Source organism: Streptomyces sp. NPDC001292, from assembly GCF_042896465.1.
Lineage (GTDB): Bacteria > Actinomycetota > Actinomycetes > Streptomycetales > Streptomycetaceae > Streptomyces.
The window spans coordinates 1-20,276 of record NZ_JBIAXG010000046.1; the positions used below are offsets into that span (position 1 = coordinate 1).

Sequence of the window (20,276 nt, forward strand, 5' to 3'; positions counted from 1 at the left end):
CAAGAACTGACGCATCACCCTCCGCCGTCAGCAGCCCGCGTCGCCGCTGACGGCGGGGCACATACCCCCGCAAGATCAATGCGGCGCTGCACTAGCACGGCGACGGCGGCGTCCGATGAGCGTCACGACCGACCGGCTTCGCAGCGTGGCGAACCCGATGGTTGCTCCGGCACCCCGCACCCCGCACCCGGCACCCGGCAGAGTTGGGCAACCGACGAGCGATGCGGACCCGCCAGAGGAAGCGGTCCCACGCACGGCCGTCACCGCCGCGCGCCCAGGGTGCCGTCTCTACGGCCGGAACAGGGCTGGGAATGGCTGGAGTTCACTGGGACCTGCGTGCCGTCGCTCAGGTCACGGTGCACGGCACCGCGACGGACCAGAAGCTGTTCACCGACGCGCTGGACGAACAGGGGTGGATTGCCGTCGGCTCCCGTGTCCCGGCCGTTGTGACCGCGCTGGCGGCGGGGCTCGCCGACTACACCGTCGAAGTCCGCTTCCCCGGCTCCGCCTACTGTGCGGTGACCGGTGCCCGGCAGCGGCTGGAGGTCCTCGCCGAACGCCTGAGCCTCGAACTGACCGTGACAGCCGTGGATCTGGTGCGGGGCCGCCCCGACTTCCGTCCGCGCTGGACCGTCTTCCGCCCCGCGGCCGGACCGCAGACCCCTCCGGGACCGGGCCGGCTGGAACGGCTTCGCCGCCGGGTGGGGGAGGTCCGCGGCACCGGCCGCCAGACGCGGCGTACACCCGGAACGAGGCGATGGCACTCGCCGCCCGGCCGCTGCCCGGCGTCGCCGACACTCCCGCCGACGCGCGGATCAGGCCGTCCTGGCGGGAGTTCACCGGTCCGGGACCGCGTCCGGCGGAGCCCCGAAGACACCTCTTCGCCGGTCTCAGTTCCCCGCTGATCGTGGTCTTCGTGGTGGGCGTCGCCGACGCACAGAACAAGGACACCTCACCGGACCAGGCGCGGTTCTGGTTCTTCCTGCTGGCCGCCGCGGGCGCGTTGACCGCCACCGCGCTGGCCCTGGACCGCAACCGGCCCGGCCTGCCGGGCGCGGGCCAGATCGCGCTGTCGGCCATGATGAGCGCTGTCGTCTTCGTCCGCGGGCTCGTCACGGGAGAAGGCCTCGACGCGTACGCCGGACGCCTTCTCCGGCGGGTACGCGCTGCTCATCCTGCTCGTCGGGATGTTCATCTGGCGAGGGCTGGGGCTGTTGCTGCGCCACGCGTCGCTGCGCGGCGTGCTGCCGTGGTTGCTCCCGGCCCGGCTGCCCTTTGTCCCCGGCCTGCTGCCCTCCATCGGGCTGTGGCAGACCATTCTGTATCTGAACGAGTTCCACGTGGACGTCGAGGACGTCCAGATCCCCGCCTGGGACCAGTTCCAGTTCACGCCCGCCCCGCTGGCCATCCTAAGCCTGTGGCTGATCGCGCCTGCACTGCTGGAGTGGGCCCAGCATCTGCACTTCATGGTGCGCGAGCGATGGATCGTCTACGCCGGCCTCGTCCTCGTCTCCGCGTGGTTCCTGCTCATCGGCGCCTGGAACTTCGCCTACGTGCCCGCCGTCGGGGGCGGATTCGAGGTCTACAGTGCCGTCTCCGAGGGTCGAGAGGCCCCGGGCGGCTACCGAGTGAGCCCGGAGTCGGTGTGCGTCCGGCCGCTGAACAACGCCGCCGCCGTCCCCGTCGACGGCGGTGTCCTCGACCCCGACCGGCCATACCTCAAAGTGGGCGACGCCGACGGCACGGCCGTCCTGGCGACCACTGCCGAACAGCCCCTCAAAGTACGGCTCTCCGCCGTACGCCTCGTGCCGGCCCTGTTCCCGCCGGGTGCTCGCACGTGCAGCGCGATCCTGGGGCACAGTGATTCGCGCGCAGACCGTTCTCGGAAGGCTGGCCCGGGGCGCGGTATCGACGGTACCATCGGTACCATGAAAGCCATGAACCTGCGCTTCCCCGACCCCGGGCAGCGCGCGGCGATCGAGGCCGCCGCCCGGCAGGAGGGCGTTAGCCTGCAGGAGTACATCCTGTCCGCCGCGTACGCCCGCGCCACTGCTGTGGAGAAGCGCTTCCTCGACGCCTTCCGGGACTCGATGTCCCGCAGCGGCGACGCCTTCGCCGAGGGGGCGGGTGCCGTCGCTCCGGGCGCCCAGCAGCGCGCCGCCGAGCTGGAGGCGCGGCGCGACCTCGAGGGCCGGACGGGGCAGGACCACGCCGCGTGACCCAGGACGAACCGCCGGCCCCCCTCGATGTGACCTTCCTGCTGCACGCCGCCGAGCTGCTGCCCGGCGATCCGCAGGTGGACGACTACGGCCCGCTGTACGCGGCGGTCGCCCGCGTCAACGCCCGGGCGCTGGAACGCGACATCTACGGCTCCCTGTACCTCAAGGCCGCCGCGCTGCTGCAGACACTGGTGAGGCTGCCCTGTCTGGAGCACTCCAACGAGGCCTTCGCCTGGCACTGCGCGGAGGCGTACCTGGCCCTCAACGGCTGCCGGCTCGACTACCCGCCGAAGGAAGCGGTGTCCCTGGTGCGGGACGTGGCCTCCGGCGCGACGAGTGTCGGGCTGACCGGGCGCCAGTTGCGAGTGTGGAGCGTTTCCTGAGCTGTCCGTTCTGCGGGCTCCCCGCGGGACACTCCTCCCCCACCGTGAGCCGAAGACGAGGCCGAATAGGACGGTCTCATGAGTTCCACCGATGTACCTCTGTGCAGCTCAGCGGGCCGGGTGTGGGTCTCACGGCGGAGCGACCGGCCTTGCGGGTGCGCGCGTCGGGCGGTCTCACGGCTCGGATCGCCATTGAGGGCCTACTATCCGTGAAATGGAGCCGGGAGGGGGACACCATGGGCGCCAGCGATAACACGATGTCCGGCACCGACTGGATCGGCGAGAGTCGGCAGGCCTTGTGCATCCAAATGGCACGCCAGCTTGAAACTAAGCAGCGCGAGGCCCTCGAGCGTGGCGACAGCGAAGCTGCCGAGCAGTACGAGGCGTGGGGCCTCAAATTCCTCTTCGAGACCGAGAACTTCTACACCGGGCAGCCCAAGCGGATCGTCTCCGATGCAGAAGCTGCACGACTCAGAGCCGCCGAGGACGAGAAGAAGCAGGCTCAGGCGGACGCCGAGCACCTGGCCGCCTTGAAGAAGAAGCTTGGCATCACTCCGCGCACGAACGGCTCTGCCTACCGCCCGTACAGTGGCGGGCTTCCCACCTTAGGAAAGGACCGGTAACACGCGGTTCCACGGCAAGGTTGGCCCGGGCCTTCGCGTGCGCGCGCGTTGGGCGGTCCAGAAAGTCCAGAAACCCGGGGCAAGGGGCATGAGCAGAGGCCCGCTGCCGGGAGTGGCTGCGGGCCTCTGGGGAGCTGCTCGGGGGGGTCAGTCGGGGCGGCCGTCCAACTCGGGCGCGTCGAACCACCCGTAGCCGCTCCCGTCATCGGTGTCCATGAGAGTCGCCGTTCCACGTCGGAGAGCTAGTCCGGCTCGGTACGCGGGCCGTCAACCCACGGGAACGGGCGGATAATGCCGGAGGCCATCGCGACGCGGGCGCTGGCCGCGGGGACGCTGCCATCTACGGCGCGTGCCCCCTCGACGGAGGCGAGCATCCGGGCGCCGTGGTGCTCGCACCCGTCCGCGTAGCTTCCGTTGGCGCCGAGTACGCGCACGGCGTCGTGCGGGCCGTTGCACGGGGTGGGGTCCTCCGGGTGAGCAGCGGCGCATCGGTAGTTGGTCATGTCGTCCTCCGTTGCGTTGGTGGGGCGTGGGGTTGGTCAGGTGAGCCGGGACAGGATGCGGTCGGCGCGCTGCCGGCGCTGCTGCTCCCGCTCGGCTGCGCGGGCCTGCGCCGACTGCTGCCGGGCAGCCGCTCGAGCGTCCGGGGAGAGCAGCCGGGCCACGGTCGTGGGGTGCCAGCGGCCGCCGCGCTTGCTCGGGACGCCCTGCTCGTTGAGCGATCTTGCTCCGGCAAAGGGTCGTTTATGAGAGTGCCAGGGGCTGGGAGCTGTTGGAGGCCGCCACATAGGCCAGCCCGTCGTACGCGTCGGCCAGGACGATTGGGCTGTGGTTGAGCCGGTAGGTCCAGCGTGGAACCAGGGCGCCGAAGCCCCGCGCGACGTGGCGGCCGTGGAGCCACTGCCGTACGGCCAACGGTGCGTCGGCTGCGCTGCGGAGGTCCACGAAGTGGTCGTCTGGGTTCGCGGCAGCCAGCTGGGCCTCTACTGCGGCAGCACGGGCAGGGCCTATCCGGTTGATGACGACGGCACCGGCGCGGGGCCGGGCCCACGGGCCCGGCCAGATCCGGCGGGCACGGAATTTCCCTCTGCCGAACAGCAGGCCGAGTGCGTAGTAAGCGTCGCCGTGCCGAGTGCGGAGGTGCTGCCCCAGTGTCGGTACGGCTCCGCCGTGACGGCTCGTCGTGATGTGGCCGTTGTGAGCCCACAGGGCGATTCTGGCGGACGGATCGGCGAGGAGTTCGTCGACCGCATCGGCCATGTACCGGTCGCGGGCGGCGAAGACGGTCTGCTCGGCATCCGGGTGCTGTCCGGCGCGGGTCACCAGGTCGGCAGCCTGCTTGAGGATCTGGGCATGGCGCAACGCGTCGGCGGCTTCGGGAATGTTGCTGAGAAAGCCCAGCAGCGCCTCCACGTCGTGGACCAGGCGCTGCTCGGGGTCGGGACGTGATCCCGGATACGCCTTGGCGAGCACGCGGAGCGGGGAGAGGAGCTCAGCCGCACGCGCGGGTGCCACGCGCCGCAGCAAGGCGTCGAGCACGGTGAGGGAGGTGCCGCACCATTGAGGGTCGAGGCCCGCGAAGCGCACCTTCCGGGCCTCGGGGCGGCCTCGGTTGTAGGTCCGCATCCACTCGATCACCGCAAGCACCTCATGGGTGCGCCAGGTCCAAAATCCGAGCCCGGCCAAGACCTCCGCGGCGTCGCCGACGCCTTGGCGTACATAGGCGTCGACGGCTGGTGCCGCCGACGCGCTCGCTTCCATGGCCAGGATCGAGAAGCCCAGCTCTGTCACCAGGAACTCCAGTAGGCGGTGCTTGAGCTGGAAGAACTCACGTGTTCCGTGAGTCGCCTCGCCCAGGCCCACGATCCGCACGCCGTCGAGAATGCTCTTCAGCGGCTGAAGGTCGGTGGTGGGTGTGCCTGCCGTCAGGCTGTTCAGTGGTAAGGCGTTCCGGGCCAGCCAGCCCGTCACCTCACCCGGCGCGGGCTCGTGATCTGTTGTCGACATGTTCGCTCAGGCTACCCATAAGACCTGGCCGCGAGTGTGATCAAGCAGCTGTGTGACCGGGGGCTACGGGCGCCGCTTCTCGCGGCAGCCGCTCCAGAGTGGTCCGGCGACTAAGAAGGTGGTCTTTCTGGCCAGATAACCCGCGGGCCGCGGTGGTCCCCTTCGCGAAAGGGGAGCCGGGGCCCGCGTCGTTGTGCGGCTGTGCCGCCGTGGTACGCCAGGTGCAGCGCCTACGGCACGGGCTCCTGGCCCCTCGGTCATCACCCACACCAAGCGGGGGCGCACCCCTCCCTGTTCGCTCACCCCCAGGGCTCGACGCCCACCACGGCCTCGACCGGCACTGCCCCGTACACGTGCGGGAACTCCTCGCCGTTCGGCGGCATGGCCTCGTACCTCAGCGGGACATCGAGCCGGGCCGGGTCCACGACCAGCACCACCAACTCGTCGGGGCCCTCGTAGTCGCCGTAGAGGAAGGCCGCGATACGCGGGAGCTGGTCGCGGGTGGAGAAGTGAACGAACCCCTCTTGTTGGAGTGTGCGGCCGCGGGTGGACATCTCGTAGGTGCCGGACTCACGGGCCGTCTCCCATAGAGAGCGCTCGGTGATGTGCACGATGTGCTGAGGCTTCGGCATGCAGCCACGTTACGGGCCCGGCCCTGCCGCGCGCGTCCGTAAATTGCGCCGGTCCGGCAGGCTGAGGGACTGGGCGGCGGTCGACGCCTCGACCTGGCCACCCTGGTCGAGGCCAAGCTCCACGCCCGTTCGTGGTCCTTGGGTGACGCCGGCCGCTCTGTCGACGGAGGGGGCCGTGTTACCCGGCCGGGTCGAGGAGGTTGGCGAACTCGCGGTCGGCGGCGGCTTCGGCGCGGCATCGTTCGGCGGCGGCGTGGTGGTCGTCGGCGAGTTCGGGCTCGACGGCGGCCAGCTGGTCGAGGAGGTGGGCGGCATTCTCGCGGTCTTCGCCGCGGCGGCGCAGGGCTCCGCCCCGGTCGGCTGGGGCGCTGGAGTGGTGGAAGCGGTGGTCCAGGTGGGCGATCTCGGCGCGCAGTTCACTCAGCCGGGCCTCGATGGCAGCCGCCTGTTCTCGGCGGATGCGGTCGGCCTCCTGGTCGGGAAAGCGGACCGCGTCCAGGGTGGAGCTGAAGGCGCGGGGGTGGTCGGGGGCGAGGCGGGTGTAGGCGTGATCGAGGTTGGCGGCGGCATCCCAGGCGGTCAGGCCGCTGCCGCCGCCGAGTGCGCGCCGTCCGTTGGCGCTCCAGGCGGTGACCGCCGGGGTCCAGCGCTCGGCGGCGGCCTGCCGGGTGATGCCGCCGGCGGCCCGGCCGATGGCGGCCCAGCTGGTGCCCTCCTCGCGTTCGGCGACGACGGCCTGGTTGATGACCTTCTCCACCTGTTCGCGCAGGGCGAGGGCGCGGCGTACCCGGTCGCCGGGCGGGGCGTCGATGTCGTGGGCCAGCAGGCCGTGGGCGAGGTCGGCGAGCTTCTTCGCGCACAGGCCGTAGGAGACGCGGGCCTCGTCGCGGGGACCGAGCGTGGCGGGCACGGGCGGAGCAGTGTCAGTCATGGTCGTCAGGCTATAGCTGACGCCCGTCCCAAGGCAGGTCCGGCCTGACGCTGGAGGCGACGTCACGCCGAGCTTGCTTGGTAAGGCACAGGCAAGACAGCCCTGGCGTACGGGTCATCGTCAAGGCCGCGTCCTGCTCGTGCTGGTATCGAAGGATCCACCTGCCGGCTGGTCACGTCCTGCCTGCCTTGCCGCCGCTGTCCGTCAAGCTGTGCTTGTCATTTGCCGCCCGGTAAGTCCGCCTTGACGTGTTGCCGAGTTCCGTGGATGTCCGTCTGCCGTAGCTATACGAGAACCGGGCCGTATCGCCCCGGCCGCCGACACCTGCGCCGACGGTGATCTGCCGGGCCGGCCTGCTACCGGCCTGGTGCGCATCGTGCACGTCGTCGCCGGGCCCTGAGTACAGCAGCAGGCCCCGGGAAACGCAGATGGGCCCCTCCTGGTGATCACCAGGAGGGGCCCATCTGCGTAGGCGGGAGCACCGCCGAACGGGTTCAGCAGTTGCGGAACGAGTACACCGGGTCCCAGTAGGCGGACGTCTGGGGGCTCGGTGCGGTGTTCCTCCACAGAACTGTTTTGTCGCCGCTGCCGAGGAAGGTGGAGACGGTGCCGCGCGTCTGGTTGTTGATGAAGTACCCGTCGCCATTCCAGTAGTACACGTGGTACAGGTTGCAGGTTGCCTGCTTGAACAGTTCCCAGTTCCCGGTGGTGGGGTCCCAGGCCACCTCGCACAAGTACTGGTACTCGCACGTGTAGGTCTGGCCGGGGTTGACGTGACCCGCGGTGGACGCCGGCGAGGTGTAGGGCGACGTTGCCGTGGGGCCGAAGTTCTGGACGCCCACAGGTGCGGAAGGTGCCGTGAGGGTGACGGCCTGGCGGGCGGCTGGTGTGCTGGCGGCCGGGTCGGCCGCGTTCGCGGTACCCCCGATGCCGAGCGCCAAGGTGGCGCACGCGACTGCCCCGGCAGCAAATCTACGTAGGCGGACCATGATCAGATCACTCCCCCGGTTCGCGAGTTCATTACAGGTTCTCGCCAGCCAGCATCCCGGGCCACAAGTTCAACAGTGAAGGCGACAACCGGCCAAGATCCACGGATGTTACGCATTACCACGGTCCGCCGGCGTCGGGCTCTCCCTCCAGGTCGGCGGTAACAGTTCGGGGGGTGAGCTGGTGGACCCGGGTCGGCGACAGTCCCGCCGCCTCGGCGACCTTCCGGACGGAGACCTTCTCCTCCCCGGGCGGCGGAACTTCTTCAACCACTCCGTCACCCGCGACAGCCTGCCACCCCGCCCCGTACCGCCCATGAGCGTCAGGAGACTGAACGCCGTAGCGGTGATCCCTGCTCGGATACTCCTCGGACTCCTACGCCTGCGGACCGCGGCCGCGTCCCTGGCCGGGGCCGGAGCGGCGCAGGTGGGGCGGCTGTTCGCCGCCGGGGGCGGCGGGCCGGTTCCGTCCGCCGGCCGCCCGGGTTGTCGTCGACCGGGAGCGGGCCGCCGCGGTCGACGGGCGGCTGCGCGACGGTGCCTCGGGGCCCGGTGTCTGCACCGAGGGCCGGAGCCGGTCGTGGAGGCGGCGGCGGAACGCGTCCTGAGCGTGCCGTTCGGCGGGGGCGAGGCTGGCGCGGCGGTCCAGCTCCGCAGTGGCCAGCGCGGCATCGCGGTGGGCGCGGGAGGCCAGCATCTCGGCGGGGAGGAGCGGCAGCGGCAGAGCCTTGGGCGAGGTCACCGGCTGAGACACCAGGGCGTGTACCAGGGGACGCAGCGCGGCGTATTCGCGCCGGGCGGCGCTGCGCGGGTCGGGGTCCATGGCGGCCACCGCGTCCGCATCCCGGGTCACGGTGCGCAGGACGGGGAGGGGCGTCTCGCTGATCTCCCCGCGCGCCGCGAACTCGACCAGGATGTCGCGGTGTCGGGCGAGCCACCCGGCTGCCTCCTCGGCTGGCAGCGGCCGCGCCCGGCTCGCCTCCAGGGCGCCCGTGCCGGCGGGCTCATGCCGCCACCGGCCGTCGGTGTTCCGCTCGTTGACGTACAGGTCGGCGCCCGTGCGGTCGGTGATGGTGAGCCGCCGGACGGCCGGGCTGGCCTCGGCGGCCGCGATGGTCTGCGGCATCATCGCGTAGGCGCCGTCGTGCGCGGTGGGCGGCGTCCAGCGTCCGGACTCCAGATAGCGGTGCAGGCTGTCCAGCCTGCTGCGCTCGGCCCGCACGCCCAGCCCGAGCACCTCCACCGTGTGTTTGTCGGCGGCGAACTCCTCCGCCGTGGCCACGGTCATCGCCGGGTTCCGGAACACGCCCTCCAGCATCAGGCTGTAGCCGTGGGCGCGGGCGTGCTCGATGCTCATCCGCACCCACGCTCCGGAGGCCTGGCCGGTGGCGTTGGGGAACAGCAGCGGCTGCTCGGCGAGCAGTTCCTCGTACTGCGGATGGAAGGCGCGCAGCTCGTCCCCGGTCAGCGGCACGAGCTGCCGGTCGGCGTGGCGCTGCGCGGCGGCCGCCATCGCCTGACTCTTCCCGGCGGCGGGCTGTGCGCCCACCAGGACCAGTACCGGCTGGTCCTGGGGCGCGTAGCCGGAGAACACGAAGTCTCGGATGCGTTCCTCGAAGCGGGCCCGCAGCTGCTCCTCGGTGAGGAAGTAGTCCCGGGCCTCAGCCACGGTCGTCCCGGAGGCGGGCGAGTTCTGCTTCCCACGCGTCGATGTGGGCGATCAGCTGGGCGCGGTCGTGGGCGGGTACCGCCTGCTTGGTCGCGCGCAGTTCCAGCACCTTCTGCCACCACTGCTCGCGCTCCGCGGCGGACGGCGCGGCGTCGGACAGGCGGGTGTAGCGGCCGGTGAGCCGGGTGGCCGTCTCCGCGAACGTGTCGTACACCGCGGCGGTGGGGACGTTCTCGTACCGGTCTGCGGGCTGTGCAGATGACACAGGGGGCGCTCCTCTCGGTCGGAATGTTGTGATCATGCCTGAGTAGATGACTCCGTGGGGTCAGAGGGAGGGGACGGGCGGGCAGGGGCCGGGCCGCCTCGAGGTTCCAGTTGACCCACCGGCCGTTCTCGACCGAGCCGACCATCACCATCGGGGGCGGCCGTTCTCCTGCCGGGTGTCGGCCACCCGCCCTCGCGTCTCGCTGACGATCCAGGGGTCGGTGAACTCGACCGGCGTCACGGTCAGGTCGTCCTCGCGCTCGTACGCGGCCGCCAGGCGGTCGAGGTCCTCCTCGGCGGTGGCAACGAAGAAGGCGTGCCGCCGGGTCGGGTCGGTGATGCGGGCGAAGCGGACGGCGGGCAGGGAGCCGGACACGAGGGCTTCTCCTACAGATAGTCGAGCGGTTCGGCGGCGAAGGTGCCGTCGCCGAGCGGGACGTCGGTCAGCTCGAAGCGCTGCGGGCGGCCGTCCACCTGGTGGGTGATGACGGTGCCGGTGGGCCGGGTCGTCTCGTACTGGTCCGGGCCGGCGGTGCGCAGCAGGGTGTAGCGACGGAGCGCGCGGGGTCCTTCCAACGCGGCGGCCGTTCCTGGCCGTTGGGTGGTTCGCGGGCGGCGGGAGAGCAGGCGGCGCCGCGCGGCGGAAGCGAGTGCGACCACGCCGGCGGCGCCGGTGGCGCTGAGCAGGCCGGGCAGTGCGTCGGTGAGCAGCGACATGGGATGCCTCACTCCGAGGTGCGAACAGAGCGGACGGCGCTGCGGGCGGGGAACACGGATGACCTCCAAGGAGTCGGTACGGCCCGCTTCTCCGACGGGCCGCGCCGACTCTGCGAGAGCGGGGGGTTAGCCGCGCAACCCCCGGCCGTCACCGGTCCTCTCCTTCGTCGAGGATGTCCAGCGCACGCGGCGCGTCGTCCTCGGCCGCCCAGCCCGTCCCGACGGCGGCCGGGGCCAGCGCGGACGGGGCGTCACCGTCGGCCCAGCCGGGTGCGGCCTCGTGCTCTTCCGCATCCTGGAGCGCTTCCTCCAGGGCCTCGAACTCCTTCGTACGCGCTTCCTCCAGGGCTGCGCGCTCTGTCGCATCCTGGTCCCGCGCTTCCTCCAGCTGCTTCAAGTCCTCGGGGTCGCGAGGGTAGCCCGGCCCGTGGCCGGTGACTGCCCAGAGCGCATCGTTGAAGACGTCGAGCACCTTCCTTTCCATGACGTATGCGATGGCCCGTTGCCATGAGGGGTTTTGGGGGTCGTAGACCGGCTGGATGGGGGCGGGGGTCCCCTCCGGCCACCAGCCGGCCTTCACCCCGCGGGGCATGGCCCGCGACAGCGCGATGGTCGGGCCGCGCAGCGATCCGAACCGGTCGCGCAGATCCTCGGCGTCGGCATGCCCTTGCGCGGCGACGACATCCTCCAGGAAGTGCAGGGCCGGTCCGGGCAGGGTGCGCAGGTACCGTTCGGCGCGATCGGCGTCCCACTCCGTGTCGACGGCGACCGCCAGCTCCTCGCGGTGCTCGGCGAGCAGGTCGAGCAGCTTGCGCTCGAACTCGGGTGACGCTCCCTCGATGGTGATCTTCACGAGCCCTCCGGGCGATCCTTGCCGCATTCTCAACGTGTTCTATATGACACAGGAGTCTGCCCGGGGTTGCTGGAAGCCGTCAATAGAGAATGTTCGTAGAACACGGCAAAGATGTTATATGCGAGCCGAGGCGACGTGTCTCGCCTCGGATAAGGTGTCATATCCGAGGCGACAAACCGGGCATGAGGAACCGCCGGCTCCGGAAACCGGGAGGGGTGGGAAGGCGACGGCCCGCCCTCAACCGGCAGAGGACATTACGGGCGAACCGCCGGACCGATCAGCGGCCGAACCCCGCTGACGAATCGAGGTTAGCGAGGCCGCGCGGCAGCGAACTGTCCAGTACCAGGCGGTTTCTGACGACAGAAGGGGCTACTCCATTCGAGTGACGGGATTACAGAAGGCGCGACGGGGTTCCCAGTCGTTCCCAACGCAATCCACAACAGCCCAACATGCCGCCCCACACGTTCAACACGGTGTTCTTGGTGCGTTGTCCGTACCCGAGGTACTGCCCGGCCGCCCGGGCCGTACCCGCCGCGTACTCGACGGGGTGCACCCAGCCGCCTGGCCACCCGGGCTGTATCTCCGAGGTGCACTCGCCGCGTACCTCAGGTGCACCCCGACTTCGTAGCTGACGGAGAGGTCCGGATCGAGCGCCGGCCTCTGGAACGCACCCGTGCCAGGGTGCATCCCGTCGAGTAGGCGGGTACGGCCCGGGCGGCCGGGCAGTACCTCGGATACGGAGAGCACGTTGGGAACGATGCTGCGAAGTCGTTGGGACAACGGCCAAAGTTACGTTCTCACCAGATCGCGATTTTGGCTGACGAAGAAAAATAGCGCTGGGCGCAGTTTAGTAATCTGTGCTGGACCCCGAAAATTGCATCTGAGCAGAACGAAGGATCTTCAAAATAAGCAGAACCCAAAATTTGGGTTCTTCGTAATTTTTGCTCCGGGTGCTAGTCTGAAACCAGCGAGCACAGCGAAGGTTGGTGCTCAGCACACGGTCCACGACATGAGTGGACCCCCACGCCTGGCCCGCGAAGCGAGGACATGAGGGGTCCGTCGGTGAGGACTTCCGATGGGGTCGCCCCTGCAGAGGGCGGCCCCATCAGTGCTTCTACAGGAGTTCCACCCAGGTCTTGAGCGCGTAGTACGCCGCCTGAGCCAGGCCCCCCAGGAGCCGACCTGCCGAAGCAGCCCGGTCCCAAAGCTTGGTCCGCACCGGCTTGGAGCCCCCCTGAAGGACGTCGTCGCCGGCCACCTGATCCACCTCCCTCCTTGGTGAGAGCACGTGCGTCTCACCGCCACTCCGGAGGGGGATGGCGTTAAAAATAGAAGATACACGAGTGCGGGGCCTTTCTGAGTGCCTTCAGGGGGCGGCGTATGACGGTGTATGACAACGGATGACAATGCCCCAGCAATTCTTGTGGCTGGGGGGCTCAGGTGCTGAGCTATTCTCACACGGGTGGTTTCCTGGGGTTCACCTGCGGATTTCCCCTCCGGGTCGCTCGCGGTATAGGGACGTACCGGACCTTCCCGGAGTCGATCTCCACCCGGAGCTGGCCGTAGAACACGGAGGTCATGGAGGCCTCTCCGGAGGTCTCCCGGCATCCGCCGGCGGAAGCGCGCGGAGCATGGAGCCGCCAAGATCAAAAACGGGCCCCCAGGATGCCGCCTCCGGGGAGTTCTCCATCGTCCGTATGTGATTTGGCGCTCGGGTAGATGTCAGGGCCTCACAGGGGCACACAGCGGTTTCCGCAGGTCAGCGGCCTGATCGCCGGTGGCCCGTGGGACGTGTGCCCGATCTGCCCGACTCCGCGCGGGGCGCGACCGGGGGACAGCCGTCTCCCACGGGCTACCGCCGGGGCCGGCCGCCAGCTCCACCCCCGCCCGAAGGGCGCCCGCGGCCCGACGTCTCCCCGCATCTCTACTTCCGGCGTCGGCCCGGATGGCCCGTCACTCTCCGCCACATGTCCGTCTGCCGTAGCTGTACGAGCACCGGACCGTGACGAACCGCCGCCGGGCCGGGCATGGCCGGTGACCGGCACGCCGCGCCGCACCCGGGCTCAATCGTCACGTGATGTTCGGGTCCCGGGGTGGTACCGTGCGCGCAAGCATCACGTGACGATTGAAGGGGGAGGGGTCTCCATGGCGGTGTGCTTGGTGTGCGGCGCAGACCTGCCCGCACAGCGCGGCCCGCGCGCCCGCCGCTACTGCTCACGCGCCTGCCAGGCCAAGGCGTATCGCGCCCGCCAGCGGCAGCGCGACGCTCACCTCCTCGCCATCGGCGACGCACCGGGCCTGCTCACCCGGTACGACGGCGTGCCCGCCTCGGAGCTCGCCGACCAACTCGCGCTCGCGGCGCGGCGGCTGGCCGCTGCCCTGACCGCCGGGCAACCCGTCGACGACTTCGACCTCGGCGTGCTGGCGCGGCTCCCGGCCGTCCTCACGGCCCGCGCCCACCAGGCCGCCCCGACCGCAACCGCCGGCGAAACGGCCGTCCGCCGGGACCAGACCGCCGCCCCGACGGCACCAGCGGATGCGGCCGCCGTCACCGGCCCGGGAGCGTCACGTGACGATTCGGGGCGCAGCGCCCGGCCCGCGACGCGTGCCGCCAGAGCGTCACGTGACGATTCAGCGGCAACGGCCACGCCCCGGGGAATCGAGCCACGGCCGCAGCGGCTCGCGAAGAAGAAGGCCCGCGCCGTCGTCGACGCCGCGGAACTGGTGCGCCATCCGGAACACCGGGACAACCACGGCTGGATCCTGCGCAGCGGCGACACCGTGATCGGCCACGTGGAGCCGACCTACGGCGGCGCCTCCCGCTCCGGGCGCAACGGCTGGACCGGCCGCCTCGGCGGCCATGTTGGCCCGCGCCGCAGAACCCGTGACGAGGCGGCGGTGGATCTGGCGTTGCGCTGGGTCCAGCTGGTCACCGCCGCACCGAAGCGCACCATCACCGGCGACCGATGACCGCCGTCACCGACTGCAGGAGAACGGGAGAGGAGACGGTACGGCAGTGACCGCCGATGTGGAGCGAGTCCAGGACGCCGCCGACGCCGAGCGGGCCGGCACCGGCAACGGTGCGGCCGACGGCGCGATCGCGGTGTACGACCCGGCGGCGGCCGCCGTCCTCACCGCCCTGGAACACGGCGCCCGGGAGCACCTGGGCCGGATCCGGCCGAAGAAGACCCAGGACGGCTACGCCCGCGACTGGGCGCTGTGGGAGGAGTTCCACGGCTGGCTCGCCGAGCGCACCGGCACCCGGCTGCCGCTCAGCGCACTCACGGTGGGGACCTTCGTGGGCTTCGTGACCTGGCTGGACCAGGTGCAACAAGCCGCACCGAACACCATCGAGCGCAGGATCACCGGAGTCACCGTCGAGGCGCGCGGCCGCGGGTTCACCGTGCCCAAGGAGGCCTCCAGAGCGGCCCGCGAGGCACTGAAGCGGCCTTGGGGAACATCGGTACAGCCGTTGGCGCTGAGATTGATCATGGGGTCTAGCTGCGGATCTCCGTGTTCGGGTGGGGCTGGGCCTGGAGACGGTCGCGGAGGTCGGTCTCCTCGGGGGTGAGCGGGCCTTCTGACCGGCGGATGCGGACGTGCTTGGGCCGCAGCGGCGGGCCGCCATCCGCCGCAGCCTCCTCGACTTCGGCCAGCGCCCGGTAGAGCGAGGCGACCGAGGGGCTTTTGCCTGCGTTCTTCCCGGTCTTGATGATCAGCTTCTTCGCGATCTCGGGAACGGGGACGCCCTTGTCCTTGGGCGCGACGGCGAAGGTGAGCATGTCGTCGTCGATGACCTTCGGCCGTCCGCCGTGGTTGCCCTTGGCTGCTGCGGTGACCTGGCCTTCGAGTGTCTTCTCCCGGATGTAGTTGCGCTCGATCTGCCCGGCAACGGCGAGCACGGCGAAGAACATGGCGCCCATGCCGTTGGGGTCGTAGATGCCGGTGAGCGGGCCGGTGAGGAGTTCGAGCTGGATGCCGCCGGCCTGGAGTTCGGCGGACAGTGTCATCAGCTCGGCGGCGTTGCGCGCGAGCCGCTTGAGCTCGTGGACGGTGAGGATGACCGGCGTCTCGGGTGCGGCTTCCTTGAACTGGCGGGCCAGCGCGAGCGCCTTCTCCAGCTCGGGCCGCACCTTGACGCGGGTACTGATCTGCTCCTGGAAGACCTTGTGGCACTCCGCGCGGTGGAGGGCTTCCAGCTGGCTCGCCAGCTCCTGGCGGGCGGTCGAGGTACGGGCGTACCCGATCCTCACCGGCCTCTCGGTGCGGGGCGCGGGCACGACGGCGAGCGCGGGCCCCGGCTTCCACACGCGGCCGGGGGGTGTGGTACTTCGCAGCGGTCTTCCCGCCCCGGGTACGGCAGGCGCTGCCAGCGGGCGCGTCACAGTTCGGGCAGTCGTGACGCTCTACCGCCAATGCGGCCTGATCGGGCGTGAGATCCATGGCGGCAGCCTCTCAGAAGTGCCTCGCACAACACGCCGGTTTCGAGAGGACTTTTGCGAACAGCGACCTGCGGAGACGTGATCACTGCCAGGGCTCTCGCAGAACTCTCACAGATGTTCATTTGTGAGAATGCCGAGAAGTCGAACATGCAACCGGGCGGGTGCCCGATCGGAGCGCCTTGCCGGGCGCCACGTCGCGGCGAGGACCAACCTGTGTGCTCAGGCGGGCTGACGGAGTGCGCTGACCAGTGCGCGTGGGTCGTCTGCGTGGAAGCGGATGGTGTGGGCCTCTTCCGTTGCGCCGAGCGGGCGGGTGAAGGGGAGTGGCCGGTTCAGCTTCAGGGTCACCGAGGTCTGGCTGCCCACGATCAGGTCGAGGACCCCGTCCTCGGAGAGGGTGATCAGGCGGCCCTCGGGATAGCGCCGGTCGACCCGGACCGAGGCGACCGCGTCCGGCGGTACGGCGAGATCGAAGAGGGCTCCGTAGCGGATCCGCAGAGAACCGTCGGGGCGCACGACGTGCGGTCGGGTGACGCATGCGGCGTGCAGTGCCAGTACGAGGACGACGCCGTACAGGTCGAGTACCAGGATCACCCGGTGGACCACCGGCCAAGGGATGAGGAAGGCCAGGCCCACCGTCTCGATCACCATCACGAAGAGCAGCCCGTACATCATCGCGGTTTGGGGACCGGTGTACGCGGCAGCGAGGTCTCCGGGGCGCACCCCGTGCGTGCTGCGCCGGACCCACCGCCCCAGGGAGGCGAGGGCGCGCAGCTCGTGGAGGATCAGGCGGCGGACTGTCACCGGCACCGCCTCCTGTACGGCGTCCCGCCGCGCCGCCCGGCGGTCTACGCCGCGGGCGCGCGCGGCGACGTACAACGAGCGCAGCACCCAGGCCTCCAGCAGCAGCACCGCGAGCACCAGCGCCTCGGCGCCCGCCAGCGCCCACCCGGGCGGCCGGACCCCGGCCACCAGACAGGCCGCCAGGGCCAGTTCCCCCGGCAGCACGGCGGCCACCGCGACCCGCGCCGCCCGTACGCCTCTTGGCCGGTCGCTCATCCCCGGCCCCTTTCCATGAACGCGTCCATGAGCTGGCCCACGACTTCCGCCTGCGCTGGGGTGTACTCGGCGAGCAGCGCCTCCCTGAACCCGGTCACGACGACCCCGTCCTCGGGGATTGCGGCGAACAGGTCCTCGGGGACGGCTGCCATCAGGTCAGCTGCCAGGGGTGCGATGCGCGGATCGTCGGTGGGGGCTTCGGCGAGCGCGTCGAGGCGCTCATACAGTTCGACAACCGCGGGATCGCCGACCAGCGTCCCGAGCAGCGCGAGCATCTCTTGGTTACCGGTGCTGGTGGCGTCCAGCAGCGTGAGGTACTCGCGGTCCTTGGCCGCGCTCGGCGAGTCTGTTCGGGGGGCCTGTGCCAGCAGTGCGGCGAGGGCGGGTGAGACGGGCCCGGTCGCGCCGGGCGGCTCTGCAAGCAGGGCGCCGAGCCGGCAGCGGCGCTCCCTGATGTCGGCTTCCTGGCGGGCCAGGTCGGCGTCGAGTTCTTCCAATATCTCGGTCAGTTCGCGTCCGGCATCGTCGGCGAGGGCGTCGCGCACTTCATCGAGGCTGAGGCCGAGTTCGGTGAGCCGGCGCACCCGGGCGAGCAGGACGGCGTCGCGGACGCTGTAGGCCCGGTAGCCGTTGGGGCGCCGCTCCGGTTCCGGAAGCAGGCCGACATGGTGGTAGTGCCGGATCGCCCGGGTGGTGAGCCCCACGAGCGCGGCGATCTCTCCGATTCGCATGCCGCCAGTAGAAACCCTGCCGTTGCGTCAAGGTCAAGCGGTGGAAGTCGTCGGGCCAAACGATTCAAGGGCGTCTACGCGCCGGAGTGGTGCGTCTTCGCCAGCGCACGTATCTGGCCGGAGTCCGCTCCCCTACCCCTCGTCGTCCTCGTCGAGTTCGACTGTGTCCGGGTCGCGAAGAGGGCGTAGGGCGCCGCCAGCCGGGGTGGAGGCGGTGAAGCTGTAACGGCCCAGGACATTGAGGTTGCGGTGCTTGAGAGGGGACAGGCGGGCGATGTCCTCGTCCCGGATCTCGTGTCCCTCGGCACGGAGCCGGGCGACGGCGGCGTCGATGTACCGGGTGGTCCACAGCACCACGGCGTTGAGGACCAGCCCCAGGGAGCCGAGCTGGTCCTCCATCCCGTCCCGATACGCCTGATGGATGGTGCCGCGCTTGCCGTGGCACACGTCGCGGGCCAGCTTGTGCCGGGACTCCTGCACGGTGAGCTGGCGGTTCATCTGGCGGCGGTAGGTGTCGTCGACCGGGTCGACGACGCGGAGCAGGTGCTCGGTCTTGGCGATCCGGCCGTATTCGGCGAATGCCTGCCCCAACGGGGTCGGGTGGCCTTCGCGTCCGAACATCCGCAGCAGGTCGTAGGCGCGTACCTGGTTGGTGACCAGGGAACCGGCGACCCGGAGCATGTCCGGCCAGTGAGTGATCACCTTGTCCAGGTTGACCCGGTTGCGGGCCAGCGGCTCCAGCGGCCCGTACGTGCCGGTCTCTACACCGGGAAAGGACGCGCGCCAGAACCGCTGGTCGTCCAGATCCTTGAACCGGGGACTGAAGTTGTAGCCCAGGATGCGGAAGATCCCGAACACGATGTCGCTGTACGAGGCGTTGTCGGTGGCGACCATCTCCGGCTTCACCCCGCCATCGAGATTCAGCAGGGCGTCCAGGATGTGCAGGGAGTCGCGCGGCGTGCCCGGCACCACCATCTGCCCGATGCCCGCGACCTGGTCGTTGACGGCGTTGAGCCAGGTGATGCCGCGCTTGAACCCGAAGTACTTCGGCGACGGGGCGGCGTGCTCCTCGACCGGCATGTCCAGGCTCAGGCCCGCCAGGACGTCGTCCCGCACGGCCTCCCACTCCGTGCCGTCCAGTAGCCGGGCGCGCGGGTCGGACCAGCGGTGCGAGGGAGAGGCGAACACGTCCCGGCGCTGAAGCGCGCGGTGCAGCTGCTCCAGCACGCACACCACGTACGCGTCCCGGTCGACGGCCCCCGGCGGCAGCTCGGCGTTGGCGTACACCGCCTTGCGCCACGCGGCCGGCACCAGCTTGTCGTCGACCTCGCGCGGCAGCAGCGGCTTGTCCTTCACCCGCCGCCGCGCCAGAGCGGGCAGCCGCTTCACCCCGGCCAGCACCCGCTTCCCGCCGGTCGCCGCATCCAGCGCCTTCGACTCGCCCAGCAGCGACAGGAACGGCCGCACCGTGTTGTACCGGGTGGCCAGCGCCGCCCGCATCGCGACGGCCGCCGAGTCCTCGTCCTCCGGCACCAGCGAGACCACCAGCACGGCCGCACTCATCACCGCGGCCCGGGGCGCGACCTCCTCCACTGCCCGCCACAGTGCCGCCGCGTCCAGATCCGTGCCGTGTGCCTCGACCAGCTCCAGCTCCTCGAACAGCACCTTCGCCGCCCGCGCCAGGGTCCGCGACGCCTTCTCCAACTGCGGCAGCGTCGAAAGCCGCTCCTTGTCCGTCGCCCGCTTCGCCGTGCTGATCAGCCTCGTCGCCATCAGCACCGAGAACAGGTCCAGCGCCTCATCGATCGCCTTGGCCTCAAGATGGCGCATCACCGCGGTGAGCATCGCCGTGCGCTTGGGCTCTGCGGCCCGCTCCAGGCTCGCAGCCTTGGACCCCAGCCCGTAGCGGGCCAGCGCCGCGAGCCGGTTCGGCGGGATCTGCGACAGCTTCAACCGCCCGAGCTGGAACGCGCCGATCTCGTCGACCCTCTCCAGCGACCGTGCGAACGCCGTGCCCGTCGTCCGTGTCGGCGGCCGGCGCAGCCGCTCCAGCTCCGAGTACCGGCCGCCCTCCGGCGTCACCAGCGTGGCCACCAGGTCCGTTGGCAGCGCCGGGTCCGCGCGGTGAGCCGCCCTGGCCACGGTGGCGTGCAGCCGCTTCTCCGCGATCGTGCGAACCTCCGACACCTGCCGGGCCAGCACCGAGACACCCGGCAGCAGCACCCGGTTCCGCCGTAGCCAGCCCACCGCCTGGTTGAACAGCGCGACCGGCCCCTCCGCATGCGTCCACGCCCGGCCGTGCAGGAACGTCCGGAACTTCCGCCCTGACTCCGCATCTTCGTACGGGTGGTATCCGTAGGCGTCCCGGATCTCCCACGAGTGCTCGTATGCCGTCTTCAGCCGCTCGGTGTACCGCTTCACACACGACGGATCCTCGATACCGAGCTGCACGGCCAGGTGCTCGACCACCGGCCACGGCACCGCGAGCGGGTCCTCCAGGAACAGCCCCACGTAGCGGACTGTGCACATCTGGAGGGCGAAGCCCAGCTGATGATGCTTTGTACGCCGCAGCGCAATCAGATCGCGGTCGACATCATCCAGGAAGAAGAACCGCTCCAGCTCGGGTCTCGTCGGCTCCTCAGCGAACTTCCCGTACGCCTCGGCCTGATCATCAGTTAAGAACTCCACCGGCATGAGGCGGACCGTAGCCAGGCCCCGCCCCTGATCGACGATCTTTCAGCGAACCCCCGTTCTGGGGAC

General features: G+C 70.4%; 23 protein-coding genes. 6 read left to right on the forward strand and 17 right to left on the reverse strand.

What is annotated here, in order from left to right; all coding sequences use genetic code 11:
* Positions 1-311 precede the first annotated feature (311 nt).
* Positions 312-905, forward strand: a complete 594-nt coding sequence (locus ACFY4A_RS34170) for a hypothetical protein (protein ID WP_390833206.1) — start codon at positions 312-314, stop codon at positions 903-905.
* Between the two features lie 47 nt (positions 906-952).
* Here ACFY4A_RS34170 and ACFY4A_RS34175 read toward each other — a convergent pair whose 3' ends face one another.
* Complete coding sequence (locus ACFY4A_RS34175; RefSeq protein WP_390833207.1) at positions 953-1,195, reverse strand: hypothetical protein; 243 nt, start codon at positions 1,193-1,195, stop codon at positions 953-955.
* A gap of 742 nt (positions 1,196-1,937) precedes the next feature.
* Between ACFY4A_RS34175 and ACFY4A_RS34180 the strand changes: the two genes are divergently transcribed.
* The 3 genes from ACFY4A_RS34180 (at position 1,938) to ACFY4A_RS34190 (ending at position 3,225) form a co-directional block, all read left to right on the forward strand.
* Positions 1,938-2,219 carry a DUF1778 domain-containing protein gene (locus ACFY4A_RS34180; RefSeq protein WP_390729654.1) on the forward strand — a complete coding sequence of 94 codons (282 nt, stop codon included), beginning with the start codon at positions 1,938-1,940 and terminating at the stop codon, positions 2,217-2,219.
* On the forward strand, positions 2,216-2,602 hold the full coding sequence (locus tag ACFY4A_RS34185) for a fic family toxin-antitoxin system, toxin component (protein WP_390729650.1): 387 nt from the start codon (positions 2,216-2,218) through the stop codon (positions 2,600-2,602). The genes ACFY4A_RS34180 and ACFY4A_RS34185 overlap by 4 nt, the downstream gene beginning before the upstream one ends.
* Before the next feature lie 236 nt (positions 2,603-2,838).
* Positions 2,839-3,225, forward strand: a complete 387-nt coding sequence (locus ACFY4A_RS34190) for a hypothetical protein (protein ID WP_390833208.1) — start codon at positions 2,839-2,841, stop codon at positions 3,223-3,225.
* Between the two features lie 242 nt (positions 3,226-3,467).
* Here the strand turns inward: ACFY4A_RS34190 and ACFY4A_RS34195 are convergent, their stop codons facing one another.
* From ACFY4A_RS34195 to ACFY4A_RS34250, 12 genes are all read right to left on the reverse strand, one after another.
* On the reverse strand, positions 3,468-3,728 hold the full coding sequence (locus ACFY4A_RS34195; protein WP_390730211.1) for a hypothetical protein: 261 nt from the start codon (positions 3,726-3,728) through the stop codon (positions 3,468-3,470).
* Positions 3,729-3,764: 36 nt separating this feature from the next.
* Positions 3,765-3,890: a hypothetical protein gene (locus ACFY4A_RS34200; RefSeq protein ID WP_390730212.1), complete on the reverse strand. Its 126-nt coding sequence runs from the start codon at positions 3,888-3,890 to the stop codon at positions 3,765-3,767.
* Between the two features lie 79 nt (positions 3,891-3,969).
* Positions 3,970-5,232, reverse strand: coding sequence for an erythromycin esterase family protein (locus tag ACFY4A_RS34205; RefSeq protein ID WP_390833209.1), 1,263 nt, complete (start codon positions 5,230-5,232; stop codon positions 3,970-3,972).
* 299 nt (positions 5,233-5,531) lie between these two features.
* Positions 5,532-5,864: a DUF952 domain-containing protein gene (locus ACFY4A_RS34210; protein ID WP_141363914.1), complete on the reverse strand. Its 333-nt coding sequence runs from the start codon at positions 5,862-5,864 to the stop codon at positions 5,532-5,534.
* Positions 5,865-6,042: 178 nt separating this feature from the next.
* A complete protein-coding gene (locus ACFY4A_RS34215; RefSeq protein ID WP_390833210.1) occupies positions 6,043-6,795 on the reverse strand; it encodes a hypothetical protein in 753 nt (250 codons plus the stop codon).
* 494 nt (positions 6,796-7,289) lie between these two features.
* The gene (locus ACFY4A_RS34220; RefSeq protein WP_390833211.1) at positions 7,290-7,736 is read right to left on the reverse strand and encodes a hypothetical protein; all 447 of its coding nucleotides are present in this window, start codon (positions 7,734-7,736) and stop codon (positions 7,290-7,292) included.
* Positions 7,737-8,157: 421 nt separating this feature from the next.
* Positions 8,158-9,450: a zeta toxin family protein gene (locus ACFY4A_RS34225; protein WP_390833212.1), complete on the reverse strand. Its 1,293-nt coding sequence runs from the start codon at positions 9,448-9,450 to the stop codon at positions 8,158-8,160.
* On the reverse strand, positions 9,443-9,715 hold the full coding sequence (locus ACFY4A_RS34230; protein WP_390833213.1) for a hypothetical protein: 273 nt from the start codon (positions 9,713-9,715) through the stop codon (positions 9,443-9,445). Before ACFY4A_RS34230 ends, ACFY4A_RS34225 begins: the two co-directional genes overlap by 8 nt.
* A gap of 144 nt (positions 9,716-9,859) precedes the next feature.
* Entirely contained in the window at positions 9,860-10,090 is a 231-nt protein-coding gene (locus tag ACFY4A_RS34235) for a hypothetical protein (RefSeq protein WP_390833214.1), read from the reverse strand.
* Between the two features lie 11 nt (positions 10,091-10,101).
* Positions 10,102-10,431 carry a hypothetical protein gene (locus ACFY4A_RS34240; protein ID WP_390833215.1) on the reverse strand — a complete coding sequence of 110 codons (330 nt, stop codon included), beginning with the start codon at positions 10,429-10,431 and terminating at the stop codon, positions 10,102-10,104.
* 148 nt (positions 10,432-10,579) lie between these two features.
* The gene (locus ACFY4A_RS34245; RefSeq protein WP_390833216.1) at positions 10,580-11,284 is read right to left on the reverse strand and encodes a hypothetical protein; all 705 of its coding nucleotides are present in this window, start codon (positions 11,282-11,284) and stop codon (positions 10,580-10,582) included.
* A gap of 1,114 nt (positions 11,285-12,398) precedes the next feature.
* A complete protein-coding gene (locus tag ACFY4A_RS34250) occupies positions 12,399-12,551 on the reverse strand; it encodes a hypothetical protein (protein ID WP_390833217.1) in 153 nt (50 codons plus the stop codon).
* A gap of 878 nt (positions 12,552-13,429) precedes the next feature.
* Between ACFY4A_RS34250 and ACFY4A_RS34255 the strand changes: the two genes are divergently transcribed.
* On the forward strand, positions 13,430-14,254 hold the full coding sequence (locus ACFY4A_RS34255; protein ID WP_390833218.1) for a hypothetical protein: 825 nt from the start codon (positions 13,430-13,432) through the stop codon (positions 14,252-14,254).
* Positions 14,255-14,300: 46 nt separating this feature from the next.
* Positions 14,301-14,855 carry a hypothetical protein gene (locus ACFY4A_RS34260; protein WP_390833219.1) on the forward strand — a complete coding sequence of 185 codons (555 nt, stop codon included), beginning with the start codon at positions 14,301-14,303 and terminating at the stop codon, positions 14,853-14,855.
* On the opposite strand, the gene ACFY4A_RS34265 is transcribed toward ACFY4A_RS34260, so the two are convergent.
* From ACFY4A_RS34265 to ACFY4A_RS34280, 4 genes are all read right to left on the reverse strand, one after another.
* Entirely contained in the window at positions 14,782-15,594 is an 813-nt protein-coding gene (locus ACFY4A_RS34265) for a recombinase family protein (RefSeq protein WP_390833220.1), read from the reverse strand. The genes ACFY4A_RS34260 and ACFY4A_RS34265 overlap by 74 nt on opposite strands.
* A 351-nt stretch (positions 15,595-15,945) precedes the next feature.
* Positions 15,946-16,785, reverse strand: coding sequence for a hypothetical protein (locus ACFY4A_RS34270; RefSeq protein ID WP_390833221.1), 840 nt, complete (start codon positions 16,783-16,785; stop codon positions 15,946-15,948).
* A complete protein-coding gene (locus ACFY4A_RS34275) occupies positions 16,782-17,516 on the reverse strand; it encodes a MerR family transcriptional regulator (protein ID WP_390833222.1) in 735 nt (244 codons plus the stop codon). The genes ACFY4A_RS34270 and ACFY4A_RS34275 overlap by 4 nt, the downstream gene beginning before the upstream one ends.
* A 132-nt stretch (positions 17,517-17,648) precedes the next feature.
* The gene (locus tag ACFY4A_RS34280) at positions 17,649-20,210 is read right to left on the reverse strand and encodes a Tn3 family transposase (protein ID WP_390833223.1); all 2,562 of its coding nucleotides are present in this window, start codon (positions 20,208-20,210) and stop codon (positions 17,649-17,651) included.
* Between the last annotated feature and the right edge of the window lie 66 nt (positions 20,211-20,276).